Below are 16729 nucleotides of genomic sequence, written 5' to 3'. Positions count from 1 at the left end.
ACTGACCGCACCCGAACACCTGACGTAATCGGAGAAGGAGGTGAACATCATGCAGAAGCTCACTGTTGCCGAATTGGCCGCCGAGACCGTCGAGCTGCTCCCTGGACGCGAGACGCTCGTCGGAGACCTCAACCTCGTGGGAATCGTGGCGACGAACACGTCCATGGCCGCGAACGTCCTCGCCATCTGCTCGAGCGCGAGCAGCGTCGCAGCCCAGGGTATCTTTGTGAACCAGTACTGATACCAATGCAGAGAGGGAGACCGGGGATTCCGGCCTCCCTCTCAGCATGTCTGGACCTGGAAGGCGAGGGTCGCCCTGGACTCAGTGGAAGAAGTGGCGCGCGCCCGTGAAGTACATCGTGACGCCCGCGGCCTTCGCGGCCTCGATGACCTCCGCGTCGCGGACGGAGCCGCCGGGCTGCACCACGGCGCGCACGCCGGCGTCGATGAGGATCTGGAGTCCGTCGGCGAACGGGAAGAACGCGTCCGACGCCGCGACGGCGCCTCGCGTTCGAAGGGGTGCGGCAGCACCGGCGTCGCCCGTGCCGACGTTCGCGGCACCACCGGCAGCGTCAACCCCCGAGGCAACCTCGACGCCAAGCGTGTTCGCGCGCTCGACCGCGAGACGGCACGAGTCGACGCGGTTGACCTGACCCATGCCGATGCCCACCGAGGCGCCGTTGTGCGCCAGGAGGATCGCGTTGGACTTCGCGGCGCGGGAGGCCCTCCACGCAAACACGAGGTCCGCGAGGGTGGCGTCGTCGGCGGCCTCACCCGCGGCGAGGGTCCAGTTCGCCGGGTCGTCGCCCTCGGCATCGAGCGTGTCGGAGACCTGGACGAGCACGCCGCCCGAGATCTGCTTGATCTCGGTCGGGTAGCGCCCGTAGCCGTCCGGGAGGGCGAGGAGTCGGATGTTCTTCTTCTTCGAGAGGATCTCGACGGCCTCCGGCTCGAAGTCTGGGGCGATCACGACCTCGGTGAAGATCCCCGCTACCGTCTCGGCCATGCCCTTCGTCACGGTTCGGTTGGCGGCGATGACGCCGCCGAACGCCGAGACCGGGTCACACGCGTGGGCCTTGAGGTGGGCGTCCGCGATCGGATCGGCCGCCCCGGGGGTTGCGACCGCGATGCCGCACGGGTTGGCGTGCTTGACGACAGCGACGGCGGGCTCGTCGAAGTCGAAGGCGGCGCGGAGGGCGGCGTCGGCGTCGACGTAGTTGTTGTAGCTCATGGCCTTGCCATGGAGCTGGTCTGCCTGGGCAATACCTGCCGGAGCGGCCTTGTCGACGTACAAGGCTGCCTGCTGGTGCGGATTCTCGCCGTAGCGCAGCACCTCGGAGCGCTCGAGCGCGAGGCCGGCGTAGGCGGGCCACGCGACCTTGTCTCCGGCTACGCCGGCGCCGTCCTCGTCCAGGAACTGGCTCGCCGTCCACGTCGCAACCGCCGTGTCGTAGGCCGCGGTATGGGCGAACGCCTTGGCCGCGAGGCGCTGGCGGGTCGTGAGGCTGAACCCTCCCGACTTCGCGGCGGCAATGACGTCGCCGTAGGCGCCCGGGTCCACGACGATCGCGACGGCGGCGTGGTTCTTCGCTGCCGAGCGCACCATGGCGGGGCCGCCGATGTCGATCTGCTCGACGACGTCGTCCATCGCCGCGCCGGACTTCACCGTCTCGACGAACGGGTACAGGTTGACGACGACGAGGTCGAACGGCTCGATCTGCAGGTCCTTGAGCGTCTGCACATGGGCCGGGACGCGGCGGTCCGCGAGGATGCCTCCGTGTACCCGCGGGTGGAGCGTCTTGACGCGGCCGTCGAGCATCTCGGGCGAGCCCGTGACCTCCTCGACCTCCTGCACCGGAACGCCTGCCGCGGAGATCCGCTTGGCCGTCGATCCGGTCGAGACGATGCGGACGCCCGCCTCGCTCAGACCGCGGGCGAGCTCCTCGAGACCTGTCTTGTCGTAGACCGAGATGAGGGCCCGGCGGATCGGGACGAGGTCCAGCTCGATGGTGCGGGCAGAGGTCTCAGGGCTCACAGACAACACTCCGGGTCTTCGGGGAGGGTGGGTTTGGTGCCAGTCTATCGCCTAGGCTGATCCCGGAACGGAACCCGAGGGCCGGACCGCCGGCCAAGGAGAGAAGCCATGGGATTCAAGCTCAGCCACGCCGTCCTCCGCCTTGTCACTGGCGCTTACATGGTCAATGCGGGAGTGGGCAAGCTCTCTCTCGACGAAGAGGGCGCAGGCAACCTCCAGGGTATGGCAGCCAATGCCCTCCCCCAGATCCGGCAGATCCCCCCGGCAACCTTCGGCAAGGTGCTCGCAGGGGCCGAAATCGGCCTCGGGGCAGCGCTGCTCGCCCCGTTCGTCCCGACCAAGCTTGCCGCGCTGGCCCTCACGGCCTTCTCGGGCGGCCTCCTCGCGACCTACCTCAAGACCCCGGGCCTCACCCAGCCGGACGGCATCCGCCCGACTGCCGCGGGCGTGCCCATGGCGAAGGACTCCTGGCTCGTCGCGATCGGCATTGCCCTGCTCGTGGACCGGAAGCACCGCAAGCCGGCCAAGGAGTCCAAGCATAAGGTCGTCGCGGCACAGCCCGGCCGGTAGCCTTCAGGGACGCGCCCACCCGCACTCCGCGAGGCCGTGCCAGGGTGTGTTTACCGCGGCGCAGCTTTGGGTACCACGGTGGGGTCGGTCGAAAAAGAGGCCGCAGGCAGGGGCGATGTCCTCGAGGGGCGTTGCCCGCCACTGCCGTCGAACAAGCGCCAACCGTAAGGAGCAACGCATGTCCACCGTGCAGGAATCCATCGACGTCGCAGTCCCCGTAGCTGCCGCGTACAACCAGTGGACCCAGTTCGAGAGTTTCCCCGAGTTCATGGGCGGGGTGGAGTCTGTTGTCCAGCAGGACGACACCCATCTCCATTGGACGGCGAAGGTCGCCGGACAGACCCGCGAGTTCAATACCGTGATCACAGAGCAGACGCCGGATGAGCGCATCGCGTGGAAGAGCATCGACGGGGTGGGGCACGCCGGAGTCGTGACCTTCCACCGGCTCAACAATGCCGAATCACGCGTCTCGGCCCAGTTTGAGTGGATCCCGGACTCAACAACGGAGAAGATCGGGGCCTTCTTCGGCGCCGACAGCGCCCAGGTCAAGAAGGACCTGAAGAAGTTCAAGGACTTCGTCGAGGCCCAGGGCCCCACCGGGGCTTGGCGGGGCGACATCGACTCGCCCCCGCAGACCGGCGGCGTCTTCTGACCCGTCTCTGACGCGCGACGGCGCGTGCCCACCTGAGTGGGCACGCGCCGTCGTGCGTCCGGGGGGCTGGGTCGCGCATCGGCAGGGCTGTCCGCTGCAGGATGCCTCAGCCGGCGCGCGCCTCGAGTTCGCCGTCCGCGAGGCTGCGCAGGACGTCGATCAGGAGGCGCCGTTCAACGACCTTGATGCGTTCGTGGAGGGATTCCTCGTCGTCGCTGTCCGCGATCGCCACGGCCTCCTGGGCGATGATCGGACCGGTGTCCACGCCGGCGTCTGCCCAGTGGACGGTGCAGCCGGTGACCTTGACGCCGTACTCGAGCGCGTCGCGGACGCCGTGCGCGCCTGGGAAAGCAGGCAAAAGTGCGGGGTGCGTGTTGAGGTAGCGGCCGCCGAAGCGGGCGATGAACTCGGGGCTCACGATCCGCATGAAGCCCGAGGACACGACAACGTCCGGCTCGTATGACGCAACCTTCGCGGCGATCGCGGCGTCCCACTCCTCGCGGGTCTCGAAGGAGTTGAAATTGACGACGAAGGTCTCAATGCCGGCCTCGTCGGAGCGCTCGATCCCGTAGGTCCCCTCGCGGTCGGCGCCCACTGCCGCGATCTCGACGTTGAGCGCCCCGGCCTTCACGGCGTCGATGACGGCCTGCAGGTTGGAACCGGTGCCGGAGACGAGGACCACGATGCGCATGGCGTCCACCTTACCGGCGGGGAATGCTCCGGGTGCCGACGGGCGGCGACGGCTCGCTGTGTCGTGCGGCGTCAGACTGCGGCCCGCCCGGCCTCCTCAGCGCGGGCGTGCTCTAGCCACGGCCCGAGGGCGTAGCCGAGGCATGCGCCGATCGCGGTCTCGGCGCCGACCCAGACAAGCATCCACAGGGGGCTCACTCCGAGTTCGGTGAACCGTCCGATCCCGACTGATCCGCTCGTGAGCCACGCGAGCCCGGCCGCGAGGGCACCCGCGGCGGCGCCGACCAGCACACCGACGACGAGCGCGGAGACCGGTGCGGAGAACCACCGGGCGTGGATCTTGATAGAGAGCCACTCGTCGAAGTGGTCCTCGCCCTCGCGGACAAACCACCAGCCGCCCATGATCCCGGCGAGCACCGGAATGACGAGCGCCGCGGGCCCGAACGGCAAGGGGCCCGCGGGGATCGCCGCGAGGACGGGGATCGGCGGAAGGGGCGCGACGGCGGTCGCGAGCGCGCCCGCCGTGGATCCCGATCCGAGGGCCACTCCCGCGCCGGAGGCCCATCCGAGCGTCCACACCACGAGATGCGGGAGGTAGCCCGCCTGGCCGAGTGCCATGGCTGCGCCGCCCACCGCGTCGGCCCCCACGCCCTCGTAGACCGTGACGGCCTCGGCCCAATGGCCGAACAGGTCCACGGCGAGGACAGCCGCCGAGAGCGCGAGAGCGGCCATGAGTGCGACGAACCCGGCACGGAGCACAGACCACACGTAGCTCCCGGCCCAGCGCGAGTACTGCCCGGTGCGGGCGATCCAGTCGACGGCGTCGACGCCGATGAGCCGCGCCCACGAGCCTGCCTCGCGCCGTGCCCCGACCACGAGGCCGAGGCCCACAGGGGCGAGTGGGATGAACGTCGCGGCCACCATGCCGACGTTGACCTGCGGGGTGCGGCACACGAACGCGGTGGCGAACGCGAAGGCCGCATAGGCCGCACCCGCACCGGCGAGCCCCTGCCACAGCGTGTCCGCGTAGGACGCTCGCGCCAGCCTCCGCCCGCTGCGCCAGGTCAGGAGCACTGGGATGACCGTGAGCCCGAGGGGGATCAGGGAGAGCGTCCCCACGACGGGTGCGGCCGACTCCCCCGTGCTCGGCGTGATGGCCAGCTGCAGAGGGACCCCGTGGGCCAGAAGCCAGAGCTGGCCCGCCAGACGCGCAACGCCCTCGGGCTGCCACGAGCCGAGCCCGCCAGTCATCCACACACCGAAGACCGGGACGAGGGCGAGGATGGCAGAGATCAGGATGGCCTGGACTGCCTCCGCGACGCCCTGGAGCCACAGCGGCATGGGCAGGCCCCGGAGCCCGGACTGGTCGGCACGCAGTTTCATCGCCCTCCACTGTGCCACGGCCGCGGCCCCGGGCAGTTCAGGCGCACCGGAGCCCGGGCGAACGCCGGTGGTGGGCGCCAGCCCCCGGCCCGGTGGCGGTCAGGACAAGTGCAGGCGGTCCTCGGCGCTGAACGCACGGATCTCCTCGGTCCGGCCCTCGCGGACCTTCGCGACCCACGCCGGGTCGGAGAGGAGCACGCGGCCCACGGCGACGAGATCGAACTCGCCGCGGCCGAACTGCGCCAGCAGCTCGCCCAGCCCGCGGACGCCGGAACGCCCGCCCTCCTGCCAGGTGACCTCGAACTCGTTGTCGAGGCCCACGGACCCGACTGTGATCACGGGGAGTCCCGAGAGCTTCTTGGTCCAGCCGGCCAGCCCGAGGCGGGCGTCCTCGCCGCCGGCCGCATCTGCAGGTTCCGGGAATGCCGGCTCCCAATGGCGCCGGGTCGAAGGGTGGAACGCCGAGACGCCAGCGTCCGCGAGCGTCCGCAGGACAGTGCCGAGCTCTTCGGGCGTCTCGGCGATGCGCGCGCCGTAGTCTCCGGACTTCCACTGCGAGAAGCGGAAGACCACCGGGAAGTCGGGGCCGACGGCCGCGCGGACCGCCGCGACCACCTCGGCCGGGAAGCGCAGCCGCGCCTCGAGGGATCCGCCGTACTGGTCCTCGCGCCGGTTGGTGCCGGCCCAGAGGAACTGGTCCAGGAGGTAGCCGTGCGCCCCGTGCAGCTCGACGCCGTCGAATCCCGCCTCCTTGGCGGCCACAGCTGCGCGGGCGAAGTCATCGCGGATGCGGGCGAGTTCCTCGAGGGTCGCGCCGCGCCCGCGCTCCGCGCCGTTGGGCGCGATGCCCGATGGGCTCAGGGACGGCAGGTCCGGGTTGAAGTCTGCGTGGTCGCCGCGTGCCGCGCCGAGGTGCCACAGCTGGGGCACAATCCGGCCGCCGGCCGCATGGACCTCGGCCACCAGTGCACGCCACGCGGCGAGCTGGGCCTCGCCGAACAGGCGCGGCACGCGGGTGCTCGGACCCGAGTCCTCGGAAACGTACACACCCTCCGTGATAATGAGCCCGACGCCGGCCGCGGCCCGCCGCGCGTAGTAGCCCGCGACGTCGGCCGTCACCGTGCCGTCCGGCGAGAACTCACGCGTCATGGGGGCCATGACGAAGCGGTTCGGCACGGTGAGGGTGCCGAGGCTGAAGGGCGTGAAGAGTTCCCCGATTCCGGGCTGCGCGGACGAGTCGATGGTCGCGGTGTGCTCAAGAGTCATGCTGGACCCAACCCGTCGTGCTCCCGGTGCATTCCGATGCAGCGTCGGGACCCCCTGTGACCTTCAACACATCATCTGCTCTGAGAAGCGCAGATCCGTGCCCGGCACCGGGCGGGCATAGACTCGGCGCCGTGAACCGACCAGCCACCCCGCCCGGGCCGCTCAGCGGACCCCCCGCGAGCGCCGTCCTGCCCCTCTATGCGGCCGGCTTCACCACCGCGTTCGGCGCCCACAGCATCGCCGCCGGCCTCGGGGCCGAGAGCGGCCAGATCGGTCTGGACCTGCTCACGCTGGGCGTCCTGCTTGCGCTCTATGATCTGGCCGAGGTGTTCCTCAAGCCCGTGTTCGGCTCGCTGTCGGACCGGATCGGGTCCAAGCCCGTCGTGGTGGGCGGCCTCGCGGCGTTCGCGCTGGCCTCGCTCGTGGGCATTGTGGTGCAGGGCCCGTGGGCCCTCGCAGTCGTGCGCCTCGGGCAGGGCGCGGCAGCGTCGGCATTCTCACCGGCCACTTCGGCAAGTGTGGCGCGCCTCGCAGGGCCGCTCACGGGGAAGTACTTCGGCAGGTATGGCTCGTGGAAGGGGCTCGGCTACGCGATCGGCCCGCTGCTCGGTGCCGCAGCCCTCTTCCTGGGGGGCTTTCCCGTCCTGTTCGGGGTCCTCGCGGTCCTCGGCGCGGCCGTGGCCGTCTGGGTGGCCGTCGCGATGCCACGGCTCGAGCCGCTCCCCCGCCCCCGGTACACGGTCGCGGACCTCGCCCGCCAGCTCGGCGAGCGCTCGTTCCTTGGCCCCACGATCGTGCTCGCGGCCTCGACCGGGTCGCTCGGCGCGGCCGTCGGCTTCCTCCCCGCCCTCGCGGCCCACACAGGCCTTTCGACGGCCGCGGCAGTGGCCGCAGTGACGGTGCTCGCGGTCGCGTCCTCCCTCATCCAGCCACGGATCGGTCGGCTCCGCGATGAGGGCAGGGTCGCGGACAGGACCGGCATCATGGCGGGACTCGGGACGATCGTGCTCGGGGCAGCGGCCGCCGCGCTCGTCCCGCTCGCGCCCGGGGTCTTAGGCGCCGTCGGGGTATACGCTGCAGCGCTGCTCGTCGGCGCGGGGATCGGCATCGCGACGCCCCTCGCGTTCGCGCACCTCGCCGATGCGACACCCGCGGAGCGGATGGGCAGGACGATGGGGTCCGCAGAGCTCGGCCGCGAGGCGGGCGACGCCGGCGGGCCGCTTCTCGTCGGGGCCGTCGCCGCGAGCGCGGGTCTGGGCTGGGGGCTCGCGTCCCTCGCCGCTGCCGTAGCCCTCGCCGGATTCGCCGTACCGCGGGACCCCGCACACCGCTCCGACACCGCGCCCGGGTAGCCCACGGCCGATCCGCCCGAGGCGGGCTGGACAGCCGGGGCCGCCCGGGCGCCGTCATACGCCGGACCCAGCCACGCGTCCCGCGGAATCCCGGGGAACGCCACCCGCCCGTTCATCTAGCCTTCTCCGACACGTCACGCGTGCTCTGCCGCCCGGTCAAATGGTCACAGGATGGTGGAGGCGTGAGGATCGCGATTGTTGCCGAGTCGTTCCTGCCGCAGATGAACGGAGTGACGCACTCCATCCTGCGGATCCTCGACCATCTCCAGGAGCGTGGCGACGACGTCCTCGTGATCGCCCCCTCCGGAGAGGGTGCGAGCGGAGTCTTCCCGGTGACGGAGACCGTGAACAGCGCCCGTGTGGTGCGCATGCCGGCCTTCCCGATGGCCGGCTACCCGCACGTCCGGGTCGCGTTCGGGGCAGTCCCCAAGGTCCGGCGGATCCTCAGGGACTTCAAGCCCGACGTGGTCCATCTCGCCTCCCCCTTCGAGCTCGGCTGGCGGGGCGTGCGGGCCGCCAAGCAACTGCACGTCCCCACCGTCGCCGTGTACCAGACCGAGGTTCCAGGCTACGCAGCAAGATACGGCGTGCCGTTCCTCGAGTCCTGGGCGTGGCAGCGGGTCGAGAACATCCACCGGCTCGCGGACCGGACCCTCGCGCCGTCGACCTTCGCCGTGGAACAGCTGCGGAAGCACGGGATCCCGCGGATCGAGATGTGGCGCCGCGGCGTGGACACCGCACGCTTCAACCCGGGCAGGCGCGACGACGCGTGGCGGGAGAGCGTGGCAGGGACCAACGCCGACGGAAGCCCGGTCAAGGTCATCGGCTACGTCGGCCGGCTCGCCGCCGAGAAGCAGGTCGAGGACCTGCGAGTCCTCATGGACCTGCCCGGCACGCGGCTCGTGATCGTGGGCGACGGGCCGATGCGCGCCCAGCTCGAGGCCCAGCTTCCCAGGGCGCACTTTGCCGGCTTCCAGGGAGGCGACGACCTGCCCCGGCTCCTCGCGAGCTTCGACCTGTTTGTCCATCCGGGCGAGTTCGAGACGTTCTGCCAGACCATCCAGGAGGCCATGGCCTGTGGCGTCCCGGTGGTTGCCACCGGCCGCGGCGGCCCGCTCGACCTCGTCGAGAACGGCAAGACCGGTTGGCTCTACACGCCCGGCGATCTGGACCAGATGCGCGAGTACGTGCAGGGCCTGCTCGACGACGACGCGATGCGAGCAGCCTTTGCCGGCGCCGCCTGGCAGAGCGTCCAGGGCCGCTCCTGGAAGGCGATCTGCGACCAGCTCATCAACCACTACGAAGACGTCATCTCGCTGCGTGCCAAGAGCATCGCAGGGTGAGAGGAAGGAACACCATGAAGATCTCGGTCATTGGCTGCGGTTATCTGGGCGCGGTGCACGCCGCAACGCTCGCCTCGATGGGCCACACGGTGGTGGGCATCGACACGGATGCCGACAAGGTGGGCCACCTCGCGCGCGGCTTTGCCCCGTTCTTCGAGCCCGGACTCGAAGACCTCCTTGCCGACGGGCGCGACACGGGCCGGCTGGCCTTCTCGACGGACATGGACCTCGTTGCAGACTGCGACATGCACTTCCTGTGCGTAGGGACGCCGCAGTCCAAGACGAGCGATGTCGCGGACCTCACCTACCTCGAGGCTGCCAGCCGCTCCGTGGCCGCGCGCGCCAAGGCGGGTGCCGCCGTCGTGGGCAAGTCCACGGTGCCGGTCGGGACCGTCCGGCGGGTGCGCGAATGGCTGGGCCGGGACGACCTCGAGCTCGCATGGAACCCCGAGTTCCTGCGGCAGGGCACGGCCGTGAAGGACTCGCTCGTGCCGGACCGCCTCGTCTACGGGGTGGATGACGCGGACGACGACGCCGGCGTCGGCGTGGGTCACAGGGCCGTGCGGATCCTCGACGAGGTCTACGCTCCCCTCCTGCACGCCGGTGTGCCCCGAATCGTGTGCAACGCCGCGACGGCGGAGCTCATCAAGTCCGCGGCCAACGCGTACCTGGCCACGAAGCTCTCCTACATCAACGCCATGGCCGAGCTGTGCGACGCGGCCGGCGCGGACGTCACCCAGCTCTCCGCCGCGATGGGCCTCGACCCGCGCATCGGCCAGCGGTACCTCGCGGCGGGCCTCGGGTTCGGCGGCGGCTGCCTGCCCAAGGACATCCGTTCGTTCCGAGCGCAGGCACGCGATCTCGCCGTCGACTCGGTGGACGCCTGGATGGGGCTCGTGGACTCGATCAACGTGGGCCAGCGCGGGCGGGTCGCTGCGCTCGCGGCGGACCTGTGCGGCGGATCCGTGGCAGGGCGCCGCATCGCGGTCCTCGGCGCGGCGTTCAAGCCGGACACCGACGACATCCGCGACTCCCCCGCCCTCGACGTCGCCGTGCGGCTCGCGGGTGCCGGTGCGCACGTGGTGGTGACCGACCCCAAAGCGATCAACAACGCGTGGATGCGGTACCCCCAGCTGCAGTTCGAATCCTCCGCCCCCGCGGCGCTCGAGGGCGCGGAGATCGTGCTGCTGCTGACCGAATGGCCCGAGTTCCGTGCCCTCGACCCGTTCGAGACGGCGTCGCGAGTACGCCGGCAGGTCATCATCGATGCGCGCAATGTGCTCGACGGCGACGCCTGGCGCGCGGCCGGCTGGGACCTCTACGGGATGGGGACCGGCGACGCCGGGCTCCTCAGCTCTGTCGAGACGCACGCCGGCTGACCCGGCTGGCCTGTCTGGCCGACGACCTGTGGATAACGCGAAACAGGGATAGTCACGAACTTGTAGACTGCCGAAGACACGTCGCCTGCGCCCGGCGACGCACACACACCAACGACGTCGGGGGATGTCAATGGCGATTCGCCGCACACTTCGCTCTGCCCTGTCCATCTTCGCCCTGACGGCCGCGCTCGGCCTGACAGCCTGCGGTGGAAACGCCGACGCCGGCGCCTCGCCCAGCGCGTCCGGCGCCGCGGGGACTTCGTCTGGTACGCCGACACCGGCCGTCGACACACGCCCGACTCCTGCCAGCTCCACTGGCCCCGCACGAAACCTGCCCAAGCCGGAGATGCCTGCCGCGGCGAGGGAGAACACCAAGGCCGGCTTCGAGGCGTTCACCCAGTACTGGTTCGACACCGTCACATACGCCTTGGAGACCGGAGATGCGGAGCCACTGAGGGCAATTTCCAAGCCGGACTGCAAGATTTGCAACGGATATCTCGTCCGAGCCACAAACGTCTCGACTGGTGATGGCTGGGAATCCGCTCCGCGATGGGCAGTACGGGACTTCACGTCCACCTTGAAGCTCGATCCGCTCGGCCAGGCGGTTGGATACTTCATTATGGATGAATCGGCTTCGACGCGATTCGGGAAGACCGGCGAGGTACTAAAGACCTACGAACAGACGTCGGGTAACGAACCCCGGGCCATCTATGCCATCCACGACGGAATCGGCTGGAAGACGGCGCAGGCGGGCAACGCGTGATGCTAACGGCCGCAAAAGCATTCGGCATCGCCGTGACGGTGGCAATCGGGCCAACGACACCACCCCCGAGCAGCGCCTTCATTGACGATGCGATCGTGACCAACGGGACCAGATCGGGAACCGCCGTAGTGGAGTTCCCCAAGGTTGAGGGCGTCGCCGAAGTCTTCGTCTACTCTTATGCCCCCGCGTGTGCGACTGACGTGGACACCATCGACGCGGCCGCCTGCGCCGCACTGAATTCCCGCTGTACTTCAGAACCCGGCGGGATCATGGTCGTCTGGGAACGAAGGGACACCCGTAATCCGGACGCGCCGTGGCAGCGGCTCGAGCAGGCCTGCCTGTATCCGGGCAAACCCCCCGAGCGACCGGGCGACGTCGTCATTGCAGTGACCGAGAAGCAGCTCCGCGAGCTCCCGATCAAGGCACCCGAACTGGGCAGCCAGCCCGGACGTCACACGCTCAAGGGTGCGGAAACCAATATCTACGCCGATCCGGCAGACCAGACGTTCAGCATCGACATCCTGGGGAAGCGGGTCGACATCAAGGTCAAGCCAGTGGAGTACCGCTGGACCTACGGCGACGGCTCCACTCTCGTCACCGGGGTCCCCGGCGGCCCGATCCCCGAGGCCCGCTGGGGCGAGAAGACCGTCACGAGCCACATCTTCACCCAGACCGCCGACGTCAGCATCGGCCTCACCACCGTCTTCACCGGTACCTTCTCCGTAGACGGCGGCCCCTACCAGCCCATCGCCGGCACGGCCCAAGTACCCAGCGCGCCGAAAGCCCTCAGCATCTGGCGCTCCGAGGTCAAGCTCTACGCGGACAACTGCATCACCAACCCCACGGGCCCCGGCTGCTCCTAGCGGCTCGGGGCCATGGGGTCCGTGTGGTGAAGGCTGTCGGAGAGGCGTGGGACGATGAATCCGTGGCCTCCTTCCCTTTCCCCGAGCCGGGCGAAGGCTCTGCCCTGCCCCTCGTGGAGATGGCGGGGATGGTCAACCGGGTGGGGCCGGCGGCCATGGCACGGGCGCACACCTACGCCCGGGAGGGGCGCGTCGAGCATCTCGCATGGCACCCGGAGATCGCCGAGCTCACGGCGCAGGTCTTCGGCAGCGACGACGAGCCCTACGAGGTCGGCGTGTACCTCGAGAAGCATCAGGGGTCGTACCGGTACGCCGGCGGCTGGTGCACGTGCCCTGTCACTACGGACTGCAAGCACCTGGCCGCGGTCGTGCTCACGGCCAACACCACCCGGCTCCGCGCAGAGGCCGCAGAGCTGACTGCTGCGAGACGATCGGAGCCTGTGTGGAAGCAGGACCTGCGGCGCATCATCAGCCCACCGGGCGACCGTAGGCGCTTCACGGAACCCAAGTCGCTCGGCCTCCAGTTCGAGCTCCGCGATATGACTGCCATGCTGGGCGCGCGATACTCGCGGTCGCTGCCCAGCAGGGTTCGGTCGGGCCACAAGCTCGGCGTGCGCCCCGTAGCGCTCAACCCCGCCACCGGCAGATGGCTTCGCGGCGATATGGTCTGGAGCAGGTTCGGACGGCAGGACGCCATGGGCGAATTCGTGCCGGCCCACTTCGACCTCTTCCGCGAGATCCAGGCCTTGAGGCTCGGCACGGAGTCGGGCTACTGGAACGGCAGCGACCCGTGGATCTACCTCGACGAGTTCGCCAGCCCCCTCCTGTGGACCCTGCTCGACGCTGCGGCAGAGCTCGGTATCGAGCTCATGGGCTCGGCCCGGGGAAGCCACGTCGTCGTGTCCGACGACATCGCGGCCATCCGGCTCGATGTCCTCCCCTCAGCGGACGAGGGCGCGCTCCGGCTCGTCCCGTCCCTGTCGGTCGGCGACGTCGCCCTGCCGACCGACAGGGCCGGAACGATCGGAGACCACGGCGCGTACACCGTCGTGCGCACCGGCGAGCGCGAGGACATGATCGTCCTGGCTCGTGCCGCATCCCGCCTGGGAGAGCGAGAGCGCGCTCTGCTTGCGGCCCAGGACGGCGTAATCATCCCGGCCTCGGATCGCGAGGCCTTCCTCGCCGAGTTCTACCCCGATCTGGCCCGGTCGGTCACGCTGGCGGTCGACGCCGCGCTCGACCTCCCGCCGATCGAGCCGCCCCTGCTGGTGCTCACCGCGATGTTCGAACCCCAGGACGTGCTGCGGCTCGCGTGGCACTGGGAGTACCGGACGGGCGACGGCGTGCGCCAGCACCCACTCGTGCCGTCGCCGGACGAGGCGGTGCGGCGGGACGATGCAGCCGAGGAGGAGACGCTCGCGCGAGTGGCGGCAATCCTCGCAGACAGCCCGTTGCGAGGCCACCCCGTAGGGCCTGCCCGGCTGGAAGACCTCGAGACGGCCGAGTTCACCGAACGGATCCTGCCGGCCCTCGATGGGCTCGGCGGCGTCACCGTCAGGGTCGAGGGGACGAAGCCGGACTACCGGCGCCTCGAAGGGACGCCGAGGCTCGTGCTCAGCGCCGTCGAATCCGACAAGAACGACTGGTTCGATCTGGGCCTCATGGTCACGATCGCCGGCCGGAACATCCCCTTCCAGGACATCTTCACTGCCCTGGCCCGCGGCCGCACCAAGGTGCTCATGCCGGACAAGAGCTGGTTCCGGATCGATACCCCAGAAATCGAGCGGCTCAAGCGGATCATCGACGAGTCCCACGAGCTGCGCGAGTGGCGCGTCGAGGGTCCGTCATCCAAGAAGCCCCCGCGTCTGAGCGTCTACCAGGCGGGCCTGTGGGACGAGCTCGCCGAAATCGCCGGCGAGACCGTCGAGCCGCCGCGCTGGAAGCAGACCGTCGCGGGGCTGCTGGACCCGACTGCACTGGACAGGGTTCCCGTGCCCAGCGGGCTCAACGCGGAGCTCCGTCCCTACCAGGACGAGGGGTTCCAGTGGCTCGCCTTCCTGCACCGGCGCGGGCTCGGCGGCATCCTCGCCGATGACATGGGCCTCGGCAAGACCCTCCAGACGCTTGCCCTCATCCTGCACACGCGGGGTCTCGACACGGGTCAACCACCCGTGGTTGAGCAGAGCGCAGCGGAGTCGAAGCCCCCGTTCCTCGTCGTCGCCCCGACCTCCGTCGTCTCGAACTGGGAGGCCGAGGCCGCCAGATTCGCCCCGGGGCTGCGCACCGTGGCCCTCACGGACACCGAGGGCAAGTCGCGCACCCCGATCTCGGAATCGGCGCAGGCCGCGGACATCGTCGTGACGAGCTATGCCCTGTTCCGCCTGGACTACGAGGCCTACGCTGCCCTCCCCTGGGCGGGCCTCATCATGGACGAGGCCCAATTCCTCAAGAACCGTGCCACCAAGGCCCACCAGTTCGCGAGGGACCTCGAGACCCCGTTCAAACTCGCCCTGACCGGAACGCCCCTCGAGAACAATCTCATGGAGCTCTGGTCTCTCTTTGCGATCGTCGCCCCGGGCATGTTCCCGGCCGCGAATCACTTCGGGCAGGACTTCGCGAAGCCAATCGAGAAGAACGGCGACTCCGAGCGTCTGGCGAGGCTGCGCCGTCGTGCGCGGCCGCTCATGCTGCGCCGCACCAAGGAGGCGGTCGCCACTGAGCTGCCGGAGAAGCTCGAGCAGCGCCTCGACGTCGAGCTCGACCCGAGGCACCGCAAGCTCTACGAGCAGTACCTCCAGCGCGAGCGAGAGAAGGTCCTCGGCCTCGTCGAGGACCTTGACCGGAACCGGTTCATCGTGTTCCGCTCCCTCACGCTGCTGCGGCTCATGGCGCTGGACCCGTCGCTCGTCGACGAGGCGCACAGCGGCGTGTCCCCGGCCAAGCTGGACACCCTCCTCGAGCAGCTCGACGACGTGGTGGCGGAGGGCCACCGCGCGCTCGTGTTCAGCCAGTTCACGTCCTTCCTGAAGAAGGCCGCCGCGCGACTGGATGCGGCGGGGGTTCCGTACGAGTACCTGGACGGGTCCACGAAGCGCCGCGGCGAGGTCGTTGGCAGGTTCAAGCAGGGCGAGGCTCCGGTCTTCCTCATCTCTCTCAAGGCAGGCGGGTTCGGGCTGAACCTGACGGAGGCGGACTACTGCTTCCTGCTCGACCCCTGGTGGAACCCTGCGGCCGAGGCCCAGGCGGTGGACCGCGCCCACCGGATTGGACAGACCCGGCGTGTGATGACGTATCGTCTGGTGGCCAAGGGCACCATCGAGGACAAGGTCATTGCCCTCAAGGAGAAGAAGGCAGCCCTGTTCTCCTCGGTCATGGATGACGACGCGATGTTCTCCTCGACGCTGACTGCAGACGACGTCCGGGGACTCCTCGAGTAGGCCTCCGGAGGTTACGCGGACGACGCGCGGAATTGGTCACAATTTGGCAACGACGGATTAGTACCCTACGGTAGGTGTCAGTTCGATAACGGACCTACCGCCCGCCATCCCCCAGCGAGGCGCCAACAAAGCCTGTGGCCCACGGCCGCTGGCCACATATGCCGGGTGCTGCCGTCCACCGTTCGCCGCCGTCTGCGCAGCCACCATGACCTGACCTCTCAACGTCAGGGGCCGGCGGCGCATGCTGAGTTCCGGGGACGGAGCGAGTGCCGGTGGAGCCCCGTGCATCATGAGACTCCCTATGAAGAAGATCACTCTTTCAGCTGCCCGCCGTTCACTCGCCGTCGTCGCCGCTTCCGGTGCGGCCCTCAGCGCTGCCGCCCTCGGGGCACCCGCCGCCAACGCCGCCGACGGCGCCACTTGGGACGCGCTCGCCCAGTGCGAGTCCAGCGGCAACTGGTCCATCAACACCGGCAACGGCTTCTACGGCGGCCTGCAGTTCACCCAGAGCACCTGGGCCGCCTTCGGCGGAACCGGCGCCCCGCAGAACGCCTCGCGCGCGCAGCAGATCGCCGTCGCCGAGCGCGTGCTCGCAGGCCAGGGCTGGGGCGCATGGCCAGCGTGCTCCGCCAAGCTGGGCCTGTACGGCAAGTCGGGCGCAAACCCGACTCCGGTCCAGGTGCAGTCGGCTCCCGTCCAGCAGGCCCCCGCCAAGCAGGCGGCCCCGGCCCAGCAGGCTCCGGTCCAGCAGGCCCCGGCCCAGCAGGCCCCGGCCCGCCACGCCGCCGCGGCCGCGGTCAGCGGCAACACCTACACGGTGGCTGCCGGCGACACCCTGAGCCAGATTGCCCAGAACCTCGGCGTGACCGGCGGCTGGCAGGCCCTTGCCGACGTGAACGCCAAGATCATCTCCAACCCGAACCTGATCTTCCCGGGCCAGGTGCTCCAGCTCCCGGCCTGATAGCCGAGCCTCCGGCACCACGCCGGAATCCAGGG

Annotated in this window: 14 protein-coding genes; 10 read left to right on the top strand and 4 right to left on the bottom strand. The window is 69.8% G+C overall.

What is annotated here, in order from left to right; genetic code table 11:
- The first annotated feature begins 49 nt into the window (after positions 1 to 49).
- Positions 50 to 241, top strand: a complete 192-nt coding sequence (locus tag RBS60_RS02665; protein ID WP_307955957.1) for a hypothetical protein — start codon at positions 50 to 52, stop codon at positions 239 to 241.
- A gap of 81 nt (positions 242 to 322) precedes the next feature.
- Here RBS60_RS02665 and purH read toward each other — a convergent pair whose 3' ends face one another.
- Complete coding sequence (gene purH, locus RBS60_RS02660) at positions 323 to 2035, bottom strand: bifunctional phosphoribosylaminoimidazolecarboxamide formyltransferase/IMP cyclohydrolase (protein ID WP_307955956.1); 1713 nt, start codon at positions 2033 to 2035, stop codon at positions 323 to 325.
- A 108-nt stretch (positions 2036 to 2143) separates the two neighbouring features.
- Between purH and RBS60_RS02655 the strand changes: the two genes are divergently transcribed.
- Both RBS60_RS02655 and RBS60_RS02650 read left to right on the top strand, forming a co-directional pair.
- Positions 2144 to 2605 carry a DoxX family membrane protein gene (locus RBS60_RS02655; protein ID WP_307955955.1) on the top strand — a complete coding sequence of 154 codons (462 nt, stop codon included), beginning with the start codon at positions 2144 to 2146 and terminating at the stop codon, positions 2603 to 2605.
- 178 nt (positions 2606 to 2783) lie between these two features.
- Positions 2784 to 3257 (top strand): SRPBCC family protein, encoded by a 474-nt coding sequence (locus tag RBS60_RS02650; RefSeq protein WP_307955954.1) that lies wholly within the window; start codon positions 2784 to 2786, stop codon positions 3255 to 3257.
- A gap of 106 nt (positions 3258 to 3363) precedes the next feature.
- Here RBS60_RS02650 and purN read toward each other — a convergent pair whose 3' ends face one another.
- The 3 genes from purN to RBS60_RS02635 all read right to left on the bottom strand — a co-directional run bounded on the left by purN (position 3364) and on the right by RBS60_RS02635 (position 6596).
- Positions 3364 to 3948: a phosphoribosylglycinamide formyltransferase gene (gene purN, locus RBS60_RS02645; protein ID WP_307955953.1), complete on the bottom strand. Its 585-nt coding sequence runs from the start codon at positions 3946 to 3948 to the stop codon at positions 3364 to 3366.
- A 71-nt stretch (positions 3949 to 4019) separates the two neighbouring features.
- Positions 4020 to 5330 (bottom strand): DUF6350 family protein, encoded by a 1311-nt coding sequence (locus RBS60_RS02640; RefSeq protein WP_307955952.1) that lies wholly within the window; start codon positions 5328 to 5330, stop codon positions 4020 to 4022.
- A gap of 99 nt (positions 5331 to 5429) precedes the next feature.
- The gene (locus RBS60_RS02635; protein WP_307955951.1) at positions 5430 to 6596 is read right to left on the bottom strand and encodes a 12-oxophytodienoate reductase; all 1167 of its coding nucleotides are present in this window, start codon (positions 6594 to 6596) and stop codon (positions 5430 to 5432) included.
- A 131-nt stretch (positions 6597 to 6727) separates the two neighbouring features.
- On the opposite strand from RBS60_RS02635, the gene RBS60_RS02630 reads away from it, so the two are divergent.
- From RBS60_RS02630 to RBS60_RS02600, 7 genes are all read left to right on the top strand, one after another.
- Positions 6728 to 7948, top strand: a complete 1221-nt coding sequence (locus RBS60_RS02630; RefSeq protein WP_307955950.1) for an MFS transporter — start codon at positions 6728 to 6730, stop codon at positions 7946 to 7948.
- Between the two features lie 182 nt (positions 7949 to 8130).
- A complete protein-coding gene (locus tag RBS60_RS02625) occupies positions 8131 to 9291 on the top strand; it encodes a glycosyltransferase family 1 protein (RefSeq protein ID WP_307955949.1) in 1161 nt (386 codons plus the stop codon).
- 14 nt (positions 9292 to 9305) lie between these two features.
- Positions 9306 to 10670, top strand: coding sequence for a UDP-glucose/GDP-mannose dehydrogenase family protein (locus RBS60_RS02620; RefSeq protein ID WP_307955948.1), 1365 nt, complete (start codon positions 9306 to 9308; stop codon positions 10668 to 10670).
- A gap of 130 nt (positions 10671 to 10800) precedes the next feature.
- Entirely contained in the window at positions 10801 to 11433 is a 633-nt protein-coding gene (locus RBS60_RS02615) for a DUF6318 family protein (protein ID WP_307955947.1), read from the top strand.
- Between the two features lie 95 nt (positions 11434 to 11528).
- A complete protein-coding gene (locus tag RBS60_RS02610) occupies positions 11529 to 12296 on the top strand; it encodes a hypothetical protein (protein ID WP_307955946.1) in 768 nt (255 codons plus the stop codon).
- A 62-nt stretch (positions 12297 to 12358) separates the two neighbouring features.
- Positions 12359 to 15733 carry a DEAD/DEAH box helicase gene (locus RBS60_RS02605; RefSeq protein ID WP_307955945.1) on the top strand — a complete coding sequence of 1125 codons (3375 nt, stop codon included), beginning with the start codon at positions 12359 to 12361 and terminating at the stop codon, positions 15731 to 15733.
- A gap of 301 nt (positions 15734 to 16034) precedes the next feature.
- The gene (locus RBS60_RS02600; protein WP_307955944.1) at positions 16035 to 16694 is read left to right on the top strand and encodes a transglycosylase family protein; all 660 of its coding nucleotides are present in this window, start codon (positions 16035 to 16037) and stop codon (positions 16692 to 16694) included.
- Positions 16695 to 16729: the final 35 nt, after the last annotated feature.

This window comes from Sinomonas sp. ASV486 (genome assembly GCF_030908215.1).
Lineage (GTDB): Bacteria > Actinomycetota > Actinomycetes > Actinomycetales > Micrococcaceae > Sinomonas > Sinomonas puerhi.
This window is presented reverse-complemented; position numbering and strand designations above follow the sequence as displayed.